At 71.0% G+C, this 19745-nt stretch carries 20 protein-coding genes and 1 pseudogene; 13 read left to right on the top strand and 8 right to left on the bottom strand.

Annotation, left to right across the window (positions count from 1 at the left end; all coding sequences use genetic code 11):
• The 4 genes from KBA23_RS10585 to KBA23_RS10570 form a co-directional block, all read left to right on the top strand.
• Nucleotides 1-1082: ATP-binding protein (locus KBA23_RS10585; RefSeq protein ID WP_290740500.1), on the top strand; the 1082-nt coding region annotated here is incomplete at its 5' end.
• The gene (locus KBA23_RS10580) at nucleotides 1079-1711 is read left to right on the top strand and encodes a response regulator (protein ID WP_290740497.1); all 633 of its coding nucleotides are present in this window, start codon (nucleotides 1079-1081) and stop codon (nucleotides 1709-1711) included. The genes KBA23_RS10585 and KBA23_RS10580, both read left to right, overlap by 4 nt.
• A 3-nt stretch (nucleotides 1712-1714) precedes the next feature.
• On the top strand, nucleotides 1715-2104 hold the full coding sequence (locus tag KBA23_RS10575) for a response regulator (protein WP_290740494.1): 390 nt from the start codon (nucleotides 1715-1717) through the stop codon (nucleotides 2102-2104).
• On the top strand, nucleotides 2094-2780 hold the full coding sequence (locus tag KBA23_RS10570) for a response regulator transcription factor (protein ID WP_290740491.1): 687 nt from the start codon (nucleotides 2094-2096) through the stop codon (nucleotides 2778-2780). The genes KBA23_RS10575 and KBA23_RS10570 overlap by 11 nt, the downstream gene beginning before the upstream one ends.
• Before the next feature lie 42 nt (nucleotides 2781-2822).
• Here the strand turns inward: KBA23_RS10570 and KBA23_RS10565 are convergent, their stop codons facing one another.
• Complete coding sequence (locus KBA23_RS10565) at nucleotides 2823-3821, bottom strand: alpha/beta hydrolase (protein ID WP_290740488.1); 999 nt, start codon at nucleotides 3819-3821, stop codon at nucleotides 2823-2825.
• A 276-nt stretch (nucleotides 3822-4097) separates the two neighbouring features.
• Here KBA23_RS10565 and KBA23_RS10560 point away from each other — a divergent pair, with 276 nt between their 5' ends.
• The 7 genes and pseudogenes from KBA23_RS10560 to KBA23_RS10530 all read left to right on the top strand — a co-directional run bounded on the left by KBA23_RS10560 (nucleotide 4098) and on the right by KBA23_RS10530 (nucleotide 10461).
• Nucleotides 4098-4925, top strand: coding sequence for an alpha/beta hydrolase (locus KBA23_RS10560; RefSeq protein WP_290740485.1), 828 nt, complete (start codon nucleotides 4098-4100; stop codon nucleotides 4923-4925).
• Nucleotides 4922-5689: an SDR family oxidoreductase gene (locus KBA23_RS10555; RefSeq protein ID WP_290740482.1), complete on the top strand. Its 768-nt coding sequence runs from the start codon at nucleotides 4922-4924 to the stop codon at nucleotides 5687-5689. The genes KBA23_RS10560 and KBA23_RS10555 overlap by 4 nt, the downstream gene beginning before the upstream one ends.
• Before the next feature lie 67 nt (nucleotides 5690-5756).
• Nucleotides 5757-6194, top strand: a complete 438-nt coding sequence (locus tag KBA23_RS10550) for a CBS domain-containing protein (protein WP_290740480.1) — start codon at nucleotides 5757-5759, stop codon at nucleotides 6192-6194.
• 651 nt (nucleotides 6195-6845) lie between these two features.
• Nucleotides 6846-6995: a hypothetical protein gene (locus tag KBA23_RS10545; RefSeq protein WP_290740477.1), complete on the top strand. Its 150-nt coding sequence runs from the start codon at nucleotides 6846-6848 to the stop codon at nucleotides 6993-6995.
• A 279-nt stretch (nucleotides 6996-7274) separates the two neighbouring features.
• Nucleotides 7275-8582 carry a hypothetical protein gene (locus tag KBA23_RS10540; protein WP_290740475.1) on the top strand — a complete coding sequence of 436 codons (1308 nt, stop codon included), beginning with the start codon at nucleotides 7275-7277 and terminating at the stop codon, nucleotides 8580-8582.
• A gap of 157 nt (nucleotides 8583-8739) precedes the next feature.
• Nucleotides 8740-8928: pseudogene (locus KBA23_RS10535) on the top strand (DUF6441 family protein); the annotation flags it as partial.
• Nucleotides 8929-9033: 105 nt separating this feature from the next.
• A complete protein-coding gene (locus KBA23_RS10530; RefSeq protein ID WP_290740472.1) occupies nucleotides 9034-10461 on the top strand; it encodes a pyridoxal-dependent decarboxylase in 1428 nt (475 codons plus the stop codon).
• A 45-nt stretch (nucleotides 10462-10506) separates the two neighbouring features.
• On the opposite strand, the gene KBA23_RS10525 is transcribed toward KBA23_RS10530, so the two are convergent.
• From KBA23_RS10525 to KBA23_RS10515, 3 genes are read right to left on the bottom strand one after another with little or no spacing between them, the layout of a single operon-like run.
• The gene (locus tag KBA23_RS10525) at nucleotides 10507-12021 is read right to left on the bottom strand and encodes a malonyl-CoA synthase (RefSeq protein ID WP_290740469.1); all 1515 of its coding nucleotides are present in this window, start codon (nucleotides 12019-12021) and stop codon (nucleotides 10507-10509) included.
• Between the two features lie 47 nt (nucleotides 12022-12068).
• Nucleotides 12069-13454: a malonyl-CoA decarboxylase gene (locus KBA23_RS10520; protein ID WP_290740467.1), complete on the bottom strand. Its 1386-nt coding sequence runs from the start codon at nucleotides 13452-13454 to the stop codon at nucleotides 12069-12071.
• Between the two features lie 47 nt (nucleotides 13455-13501).
• Nucleotides 13502-14881, bottom strand: a complete 1380-nt coding sequence (locus KBA23_RS10515) for an SLC13 family permease (RefSeq protein WP_290740464.1) — start codon at nucleotides 14879-14881, stop codon at nucleotides 13502-13504.
• A gap of 203 nt (nucleotides 14882-15084) precedes the next feature.
• On the opposite strand from KBA23_RS10515, the gene KBA23_RS10510 reads away from it, so the two are divergent.
• Nucleotides 15085-15750 (top strand): GntR family transcriptional regulator, encoded by a 666-nt coding sequence (locus KBA23_RS10510; protein WP_290740460.1) that lies wholly within the window; start codon nucleotides 15085-15087, stop codon nucleotides 15748-15750.
• 173 nt (nucleotides 15751-15923) lie between these two features.
• Here KBA23_RS10510 and KBA23_RS10505 read toward each other — a convergent pair whose 3' ends face one another.
• The gene (locus tag KBA23_RS10505; RefSeq protein ID WP_290740456.1) at nucleotides 15924-17228 is read right to left on the bottom strand and encodes a D-amino acid dehydrogenase; all 1305 of its coding nucleotides are present in this window, start codon (nucleotides 17226-17228) and stop codon (nucleotides 15924-15926) included.
• A 203-nt stretch (nucleotides 17229-17431) separates the two neighbouring features.
• Between KBA23_RS10505 and KBA23_RS10500 the strand changes: the two genes are divergently transcribed.
• Nucleotides 17432-17698 (top strand): PilZ domain-containing protein, encoded by a 267-nt coding sequence (locus tag KBA23_RS10500; protein WP_366935308.1) that lies wholly within the window; start codon nucleotides 17432-17434, stop codon nucleotides 17696-17698.
• 23 nt (nucleotides 17699-17721) lie between these two features.
• On the opposite strand, the gene KBA23_RS10495 is transcribed toward KBA23_RS10500, so the two are convergent.
• The 3 genes from KBA23_RS10495 to KBA23_RS10485 all read right to left on the bottom strand — a co-directional run bounded on the left by KBA23_RS10495 (nucleotide 17722) and on the right by KBA23_RS10485 (nucleotide 19614).
• A complete protein-coding gene (locus KBA23_RS10495; RefSeq protein WP_290740450.1) occupies nucleotides 17722-18174 on the bottom strand; it encodes a prepilin peptidase in 453 nt (150 codons plus the stop codon).
• 83 nt (nucleotides 18175-18257) lie between these two features.
• Nucleotides 18258-18800: a molybdenum cofactor biosynthesis protein B gene (gene moaB, locus KBA23_RS10490; RefSeq protein ID WP_290740448.1), complete on the bottom strand. Its 543-nt coding sequence runs from the start codon at nucleotides 18798-18800 to the stop codon at nucleotides 18258-18260.
• The gene (locus tag KBA23_RS10485; RefSeq protein ID WP_290740445.1) at nucleotides 18787-19614 is read right to left on the bottom strand and encodes a uracil-DNA glycosylase; all 828 of its coding nucleotides are present in this window, start codon (nucleotides 19612-19614) and stop codon (nucleotides 18787-18789) included. Before KBA23_RS10485 ends, moaB begins: the two co-directional genes overlap by 14 nt.
• Nucleotides 19615-19745: the final 131 nt, after the last annotated feature.

The following is a 19745-nucleotide window of genomic DNA, read 5'->3' as shown; positions in this document are numbered from 1 at the left end:
ACCTGGTGCCGAGCCACCTCTGGCGGCTCACCCCCGATGGCGAGCCGGTCTTCTACAACCGCCGCATGGTAGACTTCCTCGGCTTCGGCGTCGCCGACACCGCCCGTCCCGGCCTGACCCGGCTCGACGCGCTGGTCGCCGCCGCGGTCCACCCCGGCGACGCCGCGACGCTGACCGCGGCGCTGCGGCGGAGCCTCGCCACCGGCGAGGGCTTCGCCATGCGCTATCGCCTGCGGCGCGCCGACGGCGCCTGGCGCTGGATGTCGAGCCGAGCCGCGCCGCTCCGCGACGAGGACGGGCGCATCCTGCAATGGTATGGCCTCTGCCACGACATCGACGACCAGGTGCAGGCCGAGGAGGCGCTGCGGCTTTCCCGCGACGAGCTCGCCCGCGCCGCGCAGGCGGCGAGCCTCGCCGAACTCTCGGCCGCGATCGCCCACGAGGTCAACCAGCCCCTGGCCGCGATCGTCGCCAACTCGCACGCCTGCCACCGCTGGCTGTCGGCCGAGCCGCCGAACGTCGCCCGCGCGCAGCTGACCGCCGAGCGCATCGTCCGCGACGCCAACTCGGCGGCCGAGGTGGTGAGCCGGGTCCGCGCCCTCTTCCGCCGTGCCCCGAAGGCGCACGCGCCGGCCGCGCTCGGCGCCGTCATCGCCGAGGCGCGCGCGCTCACCGCTGAGGCGGCGTCGAGAGCCTGCGTCCGGGTCGAGGTCGAGGCCGACGCCACACTGCCGGCCATCCCGCTCGACCGGGTGCAGATCCAGCAGGTGCTGGTCAACCTCATCCGGGACGCTCTCGAGGCGATGGAGGGGACCGCCGGCGAGCGCCGCCTGCGCATCCGCGCGCGGGTGGCGGACGGCGCGGTCCGGGTCGAGGTCAGCGACAGCGGCCCCGGCATCGCCGAGCCCGACCGGGTGTTCCAGCCGTTCTTCACCACGAGGGCGCAGGGGATGGGCATGGGGCTCGCGATCTGCCGCTCGATCGTGGAGGCGCATGGCGGCAAGCTCCGGGCCGAGGCCGCCGCTCCGCACGGCGCGACCTTCGTCTTCACCCTGCCGATCGCGCCCGAGGCGCAGGCATGACCCGCGACGACCATATCGTCTTCATCGTCGACGACGACGAGCGCCTCCGCGAAGCGCTGACCGAGCTGCTGGCCTCGCACGGGATGCGCGCCGAAGCCTTCGCCTCGGCCGGCGCGTACATGGCCGCGACCAAGCCCGACCTGCCGGCGGGCCTGATCCTCGACGTCGAGCTCCCGGACATGAGCGGGCTCGAGCTGCAGGCCGAGATCGCCGGGCGCGATCACCCGCCGATCGTCTTTCTCACCGGCCACGGCGACATCCCCTCCTCGGTGCGCGCGATCAAGCGGGGTGCAGCCGACTTCCTGACCAAGCCGTGCGGCGAGGCCGAGCTGATGGCGGCGATCGGCGCCGCGATCGCCCGCGACCGGGCGGAGCGGGCCGACCGGGGCGCGCTCGCCAGGCTACGCCACCGCTATGCCACGCTCACCCCCCGCGAGCGCGAGGTGCTTCCGCTCGTCGTCGGCGGGCTCCTGAACAAGCAGGCCGCGGCCTTCCTCGGGATCAGCGAGGTGACGCTCGAGATCCACCGCCGCAACGTCATGCGGAAGATGGCGGCGGCCTCGCTCGCCGACCTCGTCCGCATCGCCGGGCGCCTCGGCGTCCCGCCCGTGCGCCGGACGGGGGGCTGAGCCATGCGCGACACCCGCCCGGTCGTGGCCGTGGTCGACGACGACCCGAGGCTCCTCGACTCGCTCGGGGACCTGCTCGAGTCGGCCGGCTATGCGGCCCGCGGCTATCCGTCCGCCGGCGCGCTGCTTCGCGGCGGCCTCGGCGGTCTCGACCTCCTCATCACCGACATCGGCATGCCGGGGATGGACGGCCTCGAGCTCCGCGAGTTGGTGCGCGCCGCCCGTCCGGAGCTACCGGTCTTCCTGATCACCGGCCGCCAGGAGATCGCCGACCGGGAGCGCGCCCGCGGGGGTGGCGTCCTCTTCGCCAAGCCGTTCGACGCCGGCGCCCTGCTCGCCACCGTCGGCAAGGCCCTGGGAAGCAGCAGAAGGGAGGATGAGCATGAGAGCTGAACCGATGCATGGGCGGAGGCCGCCGGAGCCCGAGCCCGACCGGCCGCTGGTCCTGATCTGCGACGACGACGCAGGCGTCCGCGAGGGGCTGTCGGAACTCCTGCTCTCGGCCGGCTTCACGCCCGCGGCCTTCGCTTCGACCCGAGACCTGCTCGACGCGGGCCTGCTGGACCGCCCCGGCTGCCTCGTTCTCGACGTGCGGATGCCGGGCGCGAGCGGCCTCGACCTCCAACACCGCCTCGCCGAGAGCGGCAACGGCAAGCCCATCGTCTTCCTGACCGGGCATGGCGACATCCCGATGACCGTGCAGGCGATGCGGGCCGGCGCCGTCGACTTCCTGACCAAGCCGGTCCGCGACCAGACCCTGCTCGACGCCGTCGCCGCCGGGATCGCGCTGGACGCCACCCGCCGCCGTGAGGCCGCGGTCGTCCGCCGCACCGTCGAGCGCCTCGCCACGATGACGCCCCGCGAGCGCGAGGTGCTGCAGGAGGTGGCGCACGGCCGGCTCAACAAGCAGATCGCCTTCGATCTCGGCATCAGCGAGGTGACGGTGAAGCTGCACCGCGGCAACGCCATGCGCAAGATGGGCGCGCGGTCGCTCGGCGAGCTGATCCGCGCCTGGGTCGCCCTGCCGGCACCGCTGCGCGAGGCGGGCCGGCCGGCGGCGGTGCATTGACGGGGATGGCGGCGACGGGCAGCCGTCGCCGCCGGGCCTGCGTCAGCCGAAGGCCTTGCGCAGGTAGCCGATCGACTGGCCGATGGCCGCCCGCGCCGCGGGCGTCCGGGCGAGGGCGTTCAGCATCATGAAGTCGTGGACGGTGCCGTTGCAGCGGATCGAGGTCACCTCGACCCCCGCCTGTGCCAGCTTGCGGCCGTAGGCCTCGCCCTCGTCGCGCAGGACGTCGTTCTCGTCGACGATGAGGAGCGTCCGCGGCAAGCCGGCGAGCTGCTCGACGGTCGCGTTGACCGGCGAGGCACGCACGTCGCCCCGCTTCGAGGCGTCGGGCAGGTACTGGTCCCAGAACCAGGCCATGCCGGCCCGGGTGAGCCACGGGCCGTCTGCGAACTCCTTGTAGGAGGCCGACGTCATCGCGGCGTCGGTGACCGGATAGAAGAGGAGCTGCGCCAGGATCGCCGGGCCCTTCCGCTCCTTAGCCATCAGCGCCACGACGGCCGCCATGTTCCCGCCGACGCTGTCGCCGGCGACGACCAGCCGGCCGGCGTCGACGCCGAGCCGCGCCGCGTTTGCCGCCACGTGGGCGGTCACCGCGTAGGCCTGCTCGATCGCGGCCGGGAACCGCGCCTCGGGCGAACGGTCGTAATCGACGAAGACCACCGCCGCCTGCGCGCCGGCCGCGAGCTCGCGGACCAGCCGGTCGTGGGTGTCCTTGTCGCCGAGCACCCAGCCGCCGCCATGGATGTAGACGATCACTGGCAGGACGCCGGTGGCGCCGGCGGGCCGCACGGCACGGATGCGTGTGCGCCCGTCGGGTCCGACCGGCAGCTCGACGTCCTTGATCGTGACCTCCGGCAGCGGCACCTGGACGGACCTCTGCGCGTCCGACAGGAGGGCGCGCGCGGCGTCGGGGGCGAGGGTGTAGATCGGCGGCGTGCCGGCCAGTCCGTCGACGAACGCCTGCGTGGCGGGCTCGAGGACGGGGGCGGGTGCGGCGGACAGATCGCGCGCCGCCAGCGCGCTGGTGGAGTTGGGGGACATGGGTTCGGGTCTCCGTTGCTGGTTGCTGTGGCTGGAGCATCGCTCCGCCTCCAGATCGCCGGCCGCGCCGTCTTCCGCCTATCTGGACCCGGGGTCGCGCAGTCTGTCGCACGGCACCGTTCCCGCCATCCGCGGGCGTGCTCCTCCCCGACGGGCAGCGAGGCCGACCTGCACCTTTGGTATTGGCCGACCTGTTCCCCGGCAGAATGGCGCGGCAGGCCCCCCGCCGGCAGCTTCTCCCCGTGGCCGATCATGGCCCCGAACAGGAGAAAGACCATGCAGACAACCGGAGCCCTCGCGCTCGTCGCGGCGCTTGCCGCCTCGGGTGCCGCGATCGCCGGCGACAAGCCGACGATCGTGCTCGTCCACGGCGCCTTCTCCGAATCCTCGAGCTGGAACGGCGTGATCGCCGAGCTCGGCCGCGACGGCTACCACGCCATCGCCGCCGCCAACCCGCTGCGCGGTGTGGCGAGCGACGCCGCGAGCGTCGCCTCCGTCGTCCGCGCGATCCCCGGCGAGGTCGTCCTCGTCGGCCATTCCTACGGCGGCCCGGTCATTACCGAGGCGGCCAACGGCCAGGACAACATCAAGGCGCTGGTCTACGTCGCCGGCTTCGCGCCGGACACCGGCGAATCGAGCCTGACGCTCTCGGCGCAGTTCCCCGGCAGCACGCTCGGCGAGGCGCTGACGCCGGTCGCCCTGCCGGACGGCGGGACCGATCTCTACATCCGGCCCGAGAAGTTCCACGCGCAGTTCGCGGCCGACGTCCCGGCCGGGACCGCCAGCCTGATGGCGGCGACGCAGCGCCCGGTCACCGAGGCGGCGCTGACCGAGCCGTCGGGCATTCCGGCGTGGAAGTCGATCCCGTCCTATGTGATCTACGGCAGCGAGGACCGCAACATCCCGGCCGCCGTCATGGCCTTCATGGCCGAGCGGATGCAGGCGCGGAAGGCCGTGGTCATCGACGGCGCCTCCCACGCGCTGATGGTCTCGCACGCGGGCGAAGTCGCGGCGCTCATCGAGGAAGCCGCGTCGGACGTGACCCACACAGCCACCACGGCCGCGGAAATGAAGCTCCACAGGATCGCAGGGAGGTCGAAATGAGACTCGTGGTCATCGGTGGAACCGGGCTGATCGGCTCGAAGACCGTGGAGCGCCTGCGAGCCCGGGGGCACGACGTGCTTGCCGCCGCGCCGAGTTCGGGCGTCAACACACTTTTCGGCGAAGGGCTGGCCGCGGCGCTCGCCGGCGCCAACGTGGTGATCGACCTCGCCAACTCGCCGTCCTTCGACGAGGCGGCCGCCGTCGCCTTCTTCGAGACGGCGGGGCGCAACCTTCTCGCCGCCGAGAAGGTGGCCGGCGTGAAGCACCACGTCGCGCTCTCGGTCGTCGGCACCGAGCGGCTCGGCGACAGCGGCTACTTCCGCGGCAAGATGGTGCAGGAGGCGCTGATCCGCGCCTCCGGCATCCCCTACACCATCGTCCACTCGACCCAGTTCCTCGACTTCCTCGGCGCCATCGCCCAGGAGGCCGCCGACGGCGAGGTGGTCCGCGTTTCCACGGGTCACGTGCAGCCGATCGCCTCCGACGACGTCGCCGAGGCGATGGCCGGGATCGCCCTCGCTGCGCCTGCGAACGGCGTCGTCGAGATCGCCGGCCCCGAACGGGCGCGGATGAGCGACATCGTCGCGCGCTATCTCGCGCTCACCGGCGATCCCCGCCGCGTCGTCCCCAGCCCGGAGGCGCGCTACTTCGGCTACCTGCTCGGCGACGACACGCTCGTGCCGGGCCCCGGCGCGCGGCTCGCGCACGCCGGCCTCGAGGAGTGGTACCGCCGCACCGCGGCCCGGAAGATCGCGGCCCAGTAGCCGCTGACCGACCCCCGGCGAGCGGCACCAGCAAAGTGCCGCCCCACCACCTGGAAGGGAGACGATCATGCACATCGACAGCCTGGCGGCCATGACCGAGAGTCGCCTCCGCACCATCGAGACCGGCGCCAGCGTGCGCGCCGCGGCAGAAACGCTCGCGACCGGCGATGCCGGTCTCGTCATCGTCCGCGAACCCCGAGGAACGGCGGTCGGGGTGATCAGCAAGTCCGATCTGGTGCGCCACCTCGCGCGGTCTGGCTCGGCGAAAGCAGGCGCGGCCGGGCTGATGACACAGGATCTCTTTTCCTGCCGACCGGGCGATGACATCCGCGCGGTCTGGAAGGAGATGACAGCCCGCAGGCTCCAGAACCTGCCCGTCCTCGACGGGGCCGCCAAGCCGATCGGCATCCTCGACGTGCGCGATGTCATGCGTGCGATCCTCGCGAGGGAAGAGCTCGAAGAGCAGGCGCTCGCAGACTACATCGCCGGGGTCGGCTACCGTTGATCGGAAGCAGCGTAGTGATCCGCCCTGAACGCCGATGCCGCTCCATCGTCGAGGTCGGCCCTTCGTGTTGTCTCGGCCCGGCCTTATAAGCGCGCGGTGCAAACGCGTACGCGGAATTCCGGCACGAGGGGGATCGCGGAGGCGCCAAGCTTATTCGTGGATGTCGCCTCCACGCCAATCACGCTTGGTCGCGGCATGACCGGGAATACCTTGACGTACAGACCCCAGTCACTTGGCCCGAGCTCGCGCCGGGCCACCTTCTCGTCGGACATCAATCCGCTCATCGCAACCGAGGCGATTCCGGCAAGCCTTCCTCGGCAACGGGGCACGGACAGTGCTTCGCTCGGCTACCCTCGCACGGAAGGCCCCCGAAGTCGGCGGTGAGCCCCGCCTCGTGCAGCATGATGCGGTCGGAGAGCCTCCCGGCGGGTGCATCTGCATTAGCCCCAGCCGCGCCGCGATCCAATGCGCGACCTTCGGTCCGCTCCAGCCCCCCGCCGTCGTTGGGCAGGGTCCTCAGCCGCTCGCGCGGCGCCTCAAGGTCGTCGGCCAACCACGAGATCACCCGCCTGAAGCCGTCGTCGCCGACTACCAGGAAGCCGCCCGCTTCCAGGCGAGGACCGGCCTGTCGTCGCCGCGTCGCCGGCCGACATGCTGACCTGCGCGCCGGCGCGGGCAGGGCATCCGATCGAGACTCAGCGCGCCCTCGCCGACTATGTGGTCGATCTCTGGGATGCCGGCGAGGACTGCCGGCACCGGCTTTGGGCGGTGAGGGAGATCTACGCCGAACCGGACCTCTGAGATTTTCTGCCCCTCCGACGTTGGACGCAGGTCCTCCCCGTAGCTGATGTCGGGGTTGATCATGTGCTGTGGGTGCGATGAGGTGATGAGCGAGGCAGAAGCCGCCGCCTACCTTCGCAAGTCGGAGAGCTACCTCCGTCATCGCCGCTTGGATAAGTCGATTCCCGTGACTGACAAGCCGCCGTTTACCATAGAGGGCGGCACGCCTCTTTACCTGCGATCAAGGGTACGTGAGTATCTCATTCGCCGGGAAGCAAAAGATTCCGAAGGGGCGGAGATTTGCGCAAGCTTGAAAGAAATACCTCTGGATGGCGAAGCATCGAGAGCGTCGCCGGCTGGGACAAGTTCCAGCTCTACGTCAAGGAGGACGTCGAGCCACGGAAGTTCAAGGTCCGGTGGTCCGAGCTCGGAAAGCAGTGTTCCCGCGTCCTTGAGGCTCGCGATCTTGTCTCGGCCCGTGAAGAGGCCCTCGATGTCGTCGCGGAAGTAATCTCGCCGGTCGTCTACATCAGCAACCGCAAGGATCCTCCCTTCGGGGAGATCTGGCCAGGTTGGGAAGCGTTTCGAGCCGAGCATACCACCATCGAGCGGCAGGTCCTTCTCCGTAGCCGGTGGGCCAACTACTATCGCGACAGGCTGGGGTCCTTCCGCTGCTCGGCCATCGAGAATGAACTAAAGAAGCTCCGTAACGAGCTCCTCAAGCATGGCAAGCCTTGGAAGGAAGGCGTCAAGACGTCGAAGGGTAGGCTCCACCCAGACACCATCGACGAGATCGTCAACACCGCGCGGCGCGCGGTGAACCGGGCGATCGACAAGCAGCTAATCGATGGCGTGCCGAAAATCGATCGCATCAAAGTGCCCGGGTTCCTTCCTCCGAAAGACCGAGAGCCAAAGGGCCGATATGTCGGGTTCGATGAAATCGGCAGGATGATCGACGTCGCCGGCCACAACCTCGACGAACTGCTGATCGAATGCGGGTGTGCGTCGCGGATCGGAGCCATCACCGATCTGACGACGGATCGGATCTACCTGCAAGCCGGCATTTTTGACCTCCTGCCTTCTGGCTCCGCTCAAACGGCGAAGGGCCGGCCGATGGCGCCGATATCGGGCCCGCTTTGGTGGGTCTTCCGCGAGCGGCTCGCTCGTCATGTCGCCGACCCTCACATCCTCCTCTATCGCAGCGAGGGGGTCACCAAGAAGACGCGCTCGCAGACCATGCGGAGGATACGCGCAAAGGCCGAGCTCGCCGACGCTCATCTGGTGACCTGGTATTCGATCCGGCACACGCTCGGCGATTTCCTGTTCGAGCGGGTGAGCGCGCAGGCACGCTCGATGCTGCTCGGTCACGCCGAACTCTTTGACGAGAGCGAGAAGCGGAAGCTGCTGGACCCTCGGTCACCAACCTCCGAGATCTACCGTCGGGAAAAGCTCGGCCCGCTCTACGAGGTCGCCAAGGTCCTCAACGAACAGTGGTGGCCGGAAATCCAGAAGCACTGCAAAACGGACCTTCGCCTTGGCGAGGCAGATTCGCAGCAGATTCGGCTCGTCTACGTTTCCGATCTAAAACAAGGCGGTAGCAGACCCTGAGAGCCACGTCCACGACGTGGAGATCACCCGGGAGAGCCCGAACTATCGTGTTGGATAACAAGGAATTTTCCGCAGAGCACTGAGGAAGCGTTAACGGAACACGAGCGGTACGATAGCAGAACCAAACCACTCGATCTCGAAACCCTTGGCCTCGCCGCTGAATGCCAAGGGCTGCGCCGTGGCGTCGCGCTCGAAGACCGGCCGCGGGCTAACCGCGGCGCCTATCCTTCTTCTGGTGCCGCAGGTCAGGCTGAAGAAGCGGCTGGATCCGGCGAGGGACGCGGAACGGGCGGTGGACAGTGTGCCGGGGCTGATCGTGGCGAATTGGGTGGAGGGGCGGCTGTGAGGCTCACGCTCATCGGGAACACGGGTCCGCGCGGGTCCGCGGGGGTCGACCTCCCGCGCCGGCCCGTCCGTGCTATGCTCTGCCGGGCCGGGACCGGGGGACGCCATGCCGAAAGCCACCGACGCGCTGGAGGAGGCGTTCCGCCGCGCTCTTGCCTACCGCGAAACGCTGGCGGACCGCCCGGTGGCTCCGGCTCGCGGTTACCGGGAGATGTGCGAGGCGTTCACGGAGCCGCTCCCCGAGGTGGGAACCGACGGGCGCGCCGTCATCCGAGAACTGGCCGAGACGGGCGACCCCGGCCTGATGCAGATGGGCCATCCGCGCTTCTTCGGCTGGGTGCTCGGCGGCTCGCACCCCGTGGGCGTCGCCGCCGACTGGCTCGCCGCCGCATGGGGCCAGAACACCGGCTACCACAGCCCGACCCCGACCACGGCGGCGGTCGAGGCGGTTGCCGCCGGCTGGCTGCTCGACATCCTCGACCTGCCGCGCGAGGCCTCGGTCGGCTTCGTCACCGGCGCAACCGTCGGCAACATGGTGGCGCTGGCCGCGGCGCGCGGCCAGACCCTGCGCGACCACGGCTGGGATCCGGACGCCGACGGGCTGTTCGGCGCGCCCGAGATCCACGTCTTCATCGGCGCCGACGCGCACGCCTCGGTGTTCTCGGCGCTCCAGTATCTCGGGCTCGGCCACAACCGGGTGATCCGCATCGCCACCGACGGCCAGGGGCGCATGGACGCCCGCACCCTGGCCGGAGAGGCGGCCGCCCGGACCGGACCGAAGATCGTCATCGCGCAGGCCGGCCAGATCAACACCGGCGCCTTCGATCCCTTTCCCGCGCTGGTCGAGATCGCCGGCGAGAACGGCGCCTGGCTGCATGTCGACGCCGCCTTCGGCCTCTGGGCGCGCGCCAGCGAGGCGCTCAGGCCCTTGACCGCGGGTATCGAAGACGCCCAGTCCTGGGCTACGGACGGCCACAAGTGGCTGCAAACTCCGTTCGATGCCGGCTACGCCATCGTCCGCGACCCCGAGGCGCACATGCGGGCCATGACCACCTGGTCGACCTATCTCCCGGTGTTCCAGAGCGGCGACCGCGTCCCCTCGGCGCTCGTGCCCGAGCTGTCGCGGCGGGCGCGCGGCCTGCCGACCTGGGCGCTCCTGAAGGCGCTCGGCCGCAGCGGCGTGCGTGAGATGGTGGAACGCCACTGCGCGGCGGCGCGCCGCATCGCCGAGCGGCTGGCGGAGCGCGATGACGTGCGGGTTCTGAACGACGTCGTGCTCAATCAGGTGATCGTGGCGTTCGGCGCCGAGGACGCGCCGCTCGCGGAGCGCGACGCCTGGACGCAGGCGGTGATCGACGTCGCGGTCGCGTCCGGGCGCCTGTTCGTCGGCGGCGCGCGCTGGCGCGACGCCTGGGTCATGCGGATCTCGGTGATCTCCGGCGGCGCCGCGCCCGAGGACGCGGACCTCGCCGCCGACGCCATCCTCGCGGCGTGGGACGCGGTCCGGCAGGGCCCCGCGCCCGGCGCGCCGTGACGGGTCGTTGCCCGCGCGCCGCGGCTGACGGGGAAGAATCGCTGGTCAGCTCTCGTAGAGCCCGCCGTGCCGCTCGCGCAGCACGTTCTTCTGGACCTTGCCCATGGTGTTGCGGGGCAGCTCGTCGGCAAAGAGCACCCGCTTCGGCAGCTTGAACTTCGCGAGGCGCTCCTCGAGCCGCGCAAGAACCGCCGCCTCGGTCAGCTCGACCTCACCGGTCGGGACGACCACCGCCGTCACACCCTCGCCGAAGTCGCGGTGCGGAACCCCGATCACCGCCGATTCGAAGACGCCGGGGATCTCGTCGAGCTCCGCCTCCACCTCCTTGGGATAGACGTTGTAGCCGCCGGTGATGATCAGATCCTTGCCCCGGCCGACGATGTGGACATAGCCGTTCTCGTCGATGCGCCCGAGGTCGCCGGTGATGAAGAACCCGGTCTCGCGCAACTCGGCCGCGGTCTTTTCCGGCATCCGCCAGTAGCCCTTGAACACGTTCGGCCCGCGCACCTCGATCATGCCGATCGCGCCCCGGTCCAGCGCCTCGCCGGTCTCCGGGTCGGTGACGACCAGCTCGACCCCCGGCAGCGGCTTGCCGACGGTGCCGGCGACGCGCTCGCCGTCATAGGGGTTCGAGGTGTTCATGTTCGTCTCGGTCATGCCGTAGCGCTCGAGGATCGCGTGCCCGGTCCGCGCCCGCCATGCCCGGTGCGTCTCGGCGAGGAGCGGCGCCGAACCGGAGACGAAGAGCCGCATCCGCGCCGTCGCCGCCGGCGTCAGCCCGGGCTCTTCGAGCAAGCGCACGTAGAAGGTCGGCACGCCCATCAGCACGCTCGCCCGGTCCATCAGCCCGAGGATCCGGCCGGCGTCGTACTTCGGCAGGAAGATCATCGCGGCGCCGGAGAACAGCGTCACGTTGGTGGCGACGAAGAGCCCGTGGGTGTGGAAGATCGGCAGGGCGTGGATCAGCACGTCCGACGACGTGAACCGCCAGGTCTCGATCAGGGCCAGCGTGTTCGAGACGAGGTTGCCATGCGTCAGCATCGCGCCCTTGGATCGCCCCGTCGTGCCCGAGGTGTAGAGGAGCGCCGCGAGGTCGTCCTCGTCGCGCTGCACGGTCTCGAAGGCCGCGGGCGCGGCGTCGGCCGCATCGCTCAGCGTTCCCCGGCCCTGCGCGTCGAGGGTGACGAGCCGCGCGCCCGCCCGGTCGGCGGCGGCCTGGAGCGCGTCGCGCCGCGACGGATCGCAGACGAAGACCGCCGGCTCGGCGTCGCCGACGAAGTAGTCGATCTCGGCCGGCGTGTAGCCGGTGTTCAGCGGCAGGAAGACCCCGCCGGCGCGCGCCGTGCCGAGATAGAGCACGATCGCCTCGACCGACTTCTCGACCTGCGCCGCCACCCGGTCCCCGGGCTTCACCCCGAGGCCGGCCAGCGCATTGGCCATCCGGCCTGTCCGGGCGACGAGATCGCCGTAGGAGATCCGCTCGCCCGAGGCCGTCTCGATCGCGACCTTGTCGGGGTCGGCGATGTTGCGGGCGAGGATGTCGAAGAGATTGGCGTTCATCTGGCGTTCCCCTTGGATATGTCTGGATGATGTCACGGGGCCACGGGTCACGCAGCCGGTCCGCCGGCAGGCTTGCCGTGCAGGGCCTTGCGCACCGCGCCGGATGCGGCGATCACGCCCTTCTCGGCGAGAGCCTCGTGGTTCTTCTCGATTTCGTCGAGCGCATAGAGATAGTTCACCATCAGGCCGTGCGACTGCCGAAGGCCGTTCGGCGAGGTGTCGCCGAGGAAGTTCAGTCGCTCGAGCCGGGCGCCGTTGCCGAGATGGAAGCGCGCGACCGGGTCGGCCGGACGGCCGTCCGCGGTTCGGGCCTTCAGGAAGTAGTGCGCGGCCACCGGAAGCAGCGCCTCGCGCACCGCCTCGGCGACAACCGGATCCAGATGCCAGCCCGGCGTGTCGAGCGGCAGCAGCGCGGCGCGCGTCGCCTCGTCGAGCGCCTCGGAGTCGGGGTTGGCGCGCTCGCGCGCCAGCCAGGCGGCGAAGCCCGGCGCCGGCGAGAGGGTGACGAAGGTGCGGACGTTCGGAAGTTCGGCCTTCAGGTCCTCGACCACCTGCTTGATCAGGAAGTTGCCGAAGGAGACCCCCGCGAGGCCGCGCTGGGTGTTGGAGATCGAATAGAAGACCGCCGTGGTCGCCTGGTCCGCCTCGATCGGGCTCCGCCCGAGGTCGAGCAGCGGCGCGACGCTGTCGGGGATCGCCTCGGTCAATGCCACCTCGACGAAGATCAGCGGCTCGTCGACCAGCTGCGGGTGGAAGAAGCCGTAGCAGCGCCGGTCGGCGGGTTCGAGCCGGTTGCGCAGGTCGTCCCATGTGCCGATCGCATGGACGGCCTCGTAGCGGATGATCCTCGCGAGGATGTTCGCCGGGGTCGTCCAGTCGATATGCCGGAGCACGAGGAAGCCGCGGTTGAACCACGACCCGAAGAGATGGGCGAAATCCGCATCGACGCGCCGGAGTTCGGGATGCCCGCGGAGGTGCTTCAGCAGCTCCTCGCGCATCCGGACCAGCGCCGCGGTGCCGCCGGGCGCGAGGTTCAGCCGCCGCATCAGTTCCTGCCGCCGCGGCTCGGCGGCGGCGTGCAGCGCCTCCACCGCCTCGATGCCGGCGCCCTCCCGGCGCATCGCCTCGATCGCCGTCTCGACGGCGGCCCGATCCGGGCCGAACCGGTCGGCCAGCGTCCGCAGGAAGGCGAACCGCTCGTCCGGCCCGGCGGCGTCGAAGGCGGCCAGCAGCGCCCGGGCGAGAGCGACGCCCGAGGCTTCGCCGCGCCGGGACAGGAGCAGGTCTCCGAGCGTCGCGAGGTCGGGCGTCGGGGCCGGGCCGGGCTGGTCCCGGCGGCGGAGCAGGGACCTGCCACGCTCGGTCAGCGTGTCGAGCAGGTCGCCGAGGAAGGCGGACCGGCTCTCGCGCGGGGCTTGGGGCGACTTGCTCACGGGCATCTCCTTGGGATCGAAAAGGGCCGTCGCGGCCTGCCGGGGGCTCATCCCGGCACCACGACGAAGAGGAGCCAGACCACCACCGGAGCGATGACGGTGACGGCCGCGCCGTAGCCGAGCAGCCGGCGGAAGAAGGCCTGCCGGTCGACGCCCTGGGCGTTCGCGAGAACCAGCGCGCCATTGGTCGAGAACGGGCTGACGTCGACGATGGTCGAGGCGACCGCCATGGCGGCGATGAAGCCGATGGCGCTGACGCCGGTTCCGGCTTGCAGGAAGGGCACGGCGAGCGGGATCAGCGAACCGAGCACTGCCGTCGAGGAGGCGAAGGCCGAGACCACGGCGCCGATGAGGCAGAGCAGCAGCGCGGCGAGGAGCGGCGAGCCGAGGCCGGCGACGCTGTCGCCGACGAAGTCGATGGTGCCCATGTGCTCGAGCACCGCGACATAGGTCGAGACGCCGGTGATCAGCATGATCTCGGGCCAGGCGACCTGCGACATGGCGCGCTTCTGCATGTCCGGCGCCCAGAGCGCGAGCACGAGGCCGATCGTGATCGCCACGAAGCCGATGTCGAGCTTGAAGGCGAGAACGAGGATCGCGAGCAGCGCGAGGCCGGCGAGCGTGACGATCTGGTAGAGGTTGCCGTCGGGGGAGTCCTTCTCCGGGTCGGCGGTCAGACGGTTGGGGTCGACGCCGGCCTCCTCGCTGATCTGGCGGCTGAGGGCTTCGGCCTCGCTGTCGCCGAAGATCTGCGGGCCGGTCGCCGGTTTCGCGATCTCGATGTGCGGGACGGTGACCTTGGCCGCCGCCACCGACGGCGCCTTCAGCAGCTGGCGGCCGCCGAGGACCATGAACAGCAGCAGCGCAACCGACGCGTTGACGAAGAAGCTGGCGGCGAAGGTGGTCATCGGGCTGAGCGGAAGGCCCGCCTGCGCCACCACGCCGTTGGTGATGCCGCCGTAGATGGAGATCGGCGAGAAGCCGCCGGCCTGCGCGCCGTGGACCACCATCAGGCCCATGAGCATCGGCGAGATCTGGTAGCGGAACGCGAAGCCGAGCGCGATCGGGGCGATGATCGCCACGGCGCCCGGGCTCACCGCGCCGACCGAGGTCAGGAGCGCCGAGATGCCGAACATGATCCACGGAATGGCGGCGATCTGTCCCTTCACCGCCTTGACCGCGAGGCGCACCAGCCAGTCGATGGTGCCGTTGTTCTGCGCCAGCGCGAACAGCCAGGTGATGCCGACGAGGGTCAGGAACAGCCCCCCGGGAAAGCCGTCGATGATGTCGGCGGCTTGCAGGCCGGCGAAGAGCGTGCCGACCAGGAAGGCGCCGACGAAGGCGAGAACGCCCATGTTGATGGGCCAGATCGTCGCCACCACGAACATGGCGACGAGGGCGTAGATAGAGATCAGTTGGGGAGTCATCCGTTCCTCCTTGGCTTCGTTTCTTGATGCCCTCCGCGGAGGGCCGCCGAAGGAACCCGAGCCGTCAGCCCCGAATCCCCTCCCATGCCATTCTCCGAGTCATATACGCAGATGTGGTGATGTTGTATATAACAAACTAACCTATGGATGCAGCCCCCACCCTCCTATATGAATGAGGGGCTTGCAGTCCGGAGTGCGTGAGGATGAGCACGGTATCGAACGTGGTCAGGATCAGGGAGGCGCTGGAGAATGCGATCGTCGACGGTCGCTACGCCCCGGGCGCGCGACTCGATCCCGAGGCGCTGGCGCGCGAGTTCGACTGCTCGCGGACCCCGATCCGGGAGGCGCTGCAACAGCTGGAGGCCTCGGGCCTCGTGCGCGTCGCCGCCAAGCGAGGCACCTTCGTCTCCGAATGGAGCGTCGAGGAACTGGCCGAGCGCTTCGAGGTGATGGCCGAGCTCGAGGCGATGTGCGCGCGGCTCGCGGCGCGCCGCATCACCGACCCGGAGATGGCCGAGCTGGAAGCCGCGCACGAGGACTGCCAGCGCCTCGCCGAAGCGGGCGACATCGACGCCTACTACGCCGCGAATTCCGGGTTTCACGCCTGCATCTACCGGGCGACCCACAACGCCTTCCTGGCGGGCGAGGCCTCGCGGCTGCATGCGGCGTTGCAGCCCTACCGGCGGATGCAGTTGCAGGTGCGTAACCGCATGGCCCGCTCCTTCGCCGAACACGAAGCGGTGGTGGCGGCGATCCGCGCCGGCGACGACCTCGCCGCCGCCGAGGCGATGCGCGGCCACGTCGTCATTCAGGGCGACCGGTTCCACGACCTGCTCGCCGCCATGCGAAAGGACGTCCGCAGGGACTGACGCCAACGCCCCGGGCGCCGGACTCGGGCCGAAGCCTTGGCGAATCCTGAAAAGGTGGCAAGCCCGATTCCAGCCCGATTCCAGCCGCGTTCCAGCCAGAGAAAATCACGCCTTTTCCGCCGCTTGCCCCGCCTCGCCCGGGCAAGCGGCTTTCACGCCGCCTTGCCCCGGTTTCAGGCGCGTTCAGGCGGGGCGGCAGCAGCGGGCGCGAGCGCACGGGCGGAGGCGCGGTAGCGTTCGAGCCCGAGGGGACGGGCGTCGATCGCGGGGGCATGGCCGGAGACGAGATCGGCCAAGAGCCGCCCCGAGCCGCAGGCCATCGTCCAGCCGAGCGTGCCGTGGCCGGTGTTGAGCCAGAGGTTCGCGTATTTCGCCCGGCCGATGACCGGCGGGCCGTCGGGCGTCATCGGCCGGTGGCCGGCCCAGAAGCTGCCGGCCCGCGGGTCGCCGCCGTCGGGGTAGAGGCTGCCGACCACGTGCTCGAGCGTGGCGCGGCGTCGCGGATGCAGCGCCGGTGAGTATCCGTCGAGCTCGGCCATGCCGCCGACGCGGATGCGGTCGCCGAGCCGGGTGATCGCGACCTTGTAGTACTCATCCATCACGGTCGAGACCGGCGCCGCCTCCGGATCGGAGACCCGCACGGTGAGCGAGTATCCCTTGACCGGGTAGACCGGCAGGTCGACGCCATGGGGCCTGAGGAACAGCGGCGAGTAGCTGCCGAGGGCGACGACGCAGGCGTCGCCGGCGACGGTCCCCGCCGTGGTGGCGACGCCGGCGACGCGGTCGCCCTCGACGCGCAGACCCGTGACCGTGACGTCGTAGCGGAACTCGACGCCACGGGCGGCCGCGAGGTCGCGCAGCGCATTCGTGAACAAGAAGCAGTCGCCGGTCTCGTCGCCGGGCAGGCGCAGGCCGCCGACGAACTTCTCCCGCACGCGGGCGAGCGCGGGCTCGGCGCGCAGGCAGCCCTCGACGTCGAGAACCTCATGCGCAACGCCGAGCTCGGCGAGGACCGCGACATCCTTGGCCGAGCCGTCGAGCAGCTTCTGCGTGCGGAAGACCTGGAGCGTGCCCCGGGTCCGCTCGTCATAGGCGATTCCGGTCTCGGCGCGCAGCGCGACGAGCTGGTCGCGGCTGTACTCGGCGAGCGGGACCATGCGGCTCTTGTTCACCGCGTAGGCAGCTGCCGTGCAGTTGCGCAGCATGGCGAGGCCGAAGCGCCAGAAGGCGGGATCGAGGCTCGGCCGGATGAAGAGCGGGCTGTGCCGCTGGAACAACCAGCGGATCGCCTTGACCGGGATGCCCGGCGCCGCCCAGGGCGAGGCGTAGCCGGGCGAGACCTGTCCGGCGTTGGCGAAGCTCGTCTCCAGAGCCGGGCCGGGCTGGCGATCGAGCACGACGACCTCATGGCCGGCCTGCACCAGATACCAGGCGCTCGTCGTCCCGATCACGCCGCTGCCGAGGATGATGACCTTCATGACGGGAGCCTTTCGATCGCCACTGTCTGCGCCGGGCATTGTTAGCCGATGACGCGCGGCCGCGCGAGACCGGCGAGCGGGCCAGCGACACGGGGCGCGCGTGCGCGCGCGCCTGCGGCGTGGTTAACCCTTTGACAACGCCGCGATTGCGCCCGCGCCGCCATCGGATAGTCTCGCGCGTGGGGCGCAGGGTGGCCCGCGGGATGACGGATATGCTCGACGAGCGACGGCGATCGGAACGCAGGCGGGTCCTGCGCCGGGGGCGGATCGTGTTTCGCAACGGATACGGGGCGATCGACTGCGTGGTTCTCGACGTCTCCGATGGCGGCGCCCGGCTGCGCGCCCCGGCGGCGCTGATGATCCCCGATCTCTTCCGGTTGAGCGTCGACGACGGCTCCAGCCACGACGTCGCGGTCTGCTACCGCGGCGCGGGCGTCGCCGGCGTGCGCTTCCTCGACGCCCTCGCCTGATCCGGCCCGGCGCCGCCGGCGCGCTATCCGAGATGGAGCGTCGCGACGAGGCCGCCGGCGGCGAGCGCGACGCCGTAGGGGAGCGACGGGAGGGGTCGCTCCGAGCCGCGGCGCAGGATGCCGAGGGCAAGATAGGCGAGCGCGAGAAGGCCGCCGGCCAGCGCGCTGACCATGAGGAACGGCGCGAGCGCGCCCGCGCCGAGCCAGAGCGCCGCCGCCGCCGCCAGCTTCACGTCGCCGCCCCCGAGGACGCCGGCCGCGAATCCCGCCGCCCCGAGGACGAGGACCGCCGCCGCCGCCGCGAGATCGAGCGCGGGGTCGGTCCAGCCGCCGCCCGCGGCGAGATCGGCCGCGAGGCGGACGAGACCGACGAGCGCCAGTGCGGCGGTAAGGCGGTTCGGGATGCGCCGCGTCGCCACGTCGCTCGCCGCCGCCCAGAGGAACAGGCCCGCCGCCGCCGCCGTCAGCCAGAGCATGTTCGCGCCTCGCCTGCCGATCCGCCCCGCCGCCGGGGCCGCGCCCGCACTGTCGCGACCGGGGATTGCCAAAGCGTAACCGGTCACTTCCGGCGCAAGTGCTCCTCGAGCCGAGGCAGGATCTCGACGAAGTTGCAGGGGCCGTGCCGATAGTCGAGCTGCGCGGCGAGGATCTCGTCCCACGCGTCGCGGCAGGCCCCCGGCGAGCCCGGCAGCGCGAAAAGGTAGGCGCCGCCCGCCACCCCGGCGCAGGCGCGGCTCTGGATCGCCGACGTCCCGATCTTGCCGTGCGAGATCATGGTGAAAAGCGTGCCGAAGGCCGGGATCGCCTTCTCGTAGACCGCCTCGTGCGCCTCGACCGTCACGTCCCGCCCGGTCAGGCCCGTGCCGCCGGTCGAGATGATCACGTCGATCTCCGGGTCGGCGATCCACGCCCGCAGTTGCGCCTCGATGTCGGCCTGCTCGTCGCGGACGAGCGCGCGGTCGGCCAGCCGGTGACCCGCTTCGGTCAACCGCTCCACCAGGACGTCGCCGGAGCGGTCCTCGGCGGCCGAACGCGTGTCCGAGACGGTCAGCACCGCGATGGCCACGGGCAGGAAGGGGCGGGTAGGGTCAATTCCGGGCACGGTCGTCTCCATCCAGCCGGGCGGCGAGGGTCAGCAGGTCCGCCCACGCTTCGCGCTTGCGTTCCGGCGCCCGCAGCAGCGCCGCGGGGTGGAGCATCGGCAGCACCGGCAGCCCGTCGAGCCCGGCCCATATCCCATGCATCCGGTTTATGCCCGTCGTCGTCGACAGCACCGTTCGCGTCGCCGGCGCGCCGAGCGTGACCAGCACCTGCGGCGCCTTCAATGCGATGTGGCGCATCAGGAACGGCCGCATCATCGCCACCTCGTCCGACGAGGGCTCGCGGTTCGCCGGGGGGCGCCAGGGAAGGACGTTGGTGATGTAGACGGTCCGCGCCGGGTCGTCGCCCGTGCGGGCCAGCCCGATCGCCGCCAGCATCCGGTCGAGGAGCTGGCCGGAGCGCCCGACGAAGGGCAGGCCCGCCATGTCCTCCTCGCGGCCGGGCGCCTCGCCCACCAGCATCACCCGGGCCCGCGGATCGCCGTCGGCGAAGACGAGGGTCCTCGCGCCGCGCTTCAGCGTGCAGCCCTCGTAGGCCGCCATCGCCGCCTTCAGGGCCGGCAGGTCCGGGCAGGCGGCGGCGATCGCCGCGGCCGCGGCGGTCTCGCCTGCCGGCGCGACGGCCGGGCGGGGGGGCGGCGGCGAACTCCGGGTCGGAGGCGGGGCGGCCGCCGGACGCGGCGCGGCGGGCTCCGCCGCCTGCGCGACCGCGAACCGATCGACCGGCTCCTCGCAGATCGCCTCGTCGGCGCCAAGCTCGACCTGCCAGGCGAGGGCGGCGAGGTCGGCGTCGAAGGAGGAGGGCAGGGCGGACACGGGGCTGATGCTATGCCGTCGCGCCGGCGTCGACCAGTCCGTTCGATGCATCCGGACGCAGCCGGTTCATCGCCGCCCGATCCGCGGCTCCGAGCCGTCGCGCAGTCGCGCGATGTTGGCGGCGTGCCGGA

The organism is Amaricoccus sp., from assembly GCF_017995835.1.
GTDB lineage: Bacteria > Pseudomonadota > Alphaproteobacteria > Rhodobacterales > Rhodobacteraceae > Amaricoccus.
This window is presented reverse-complemented; position numbering and strand designations above follow the sequence as displayed.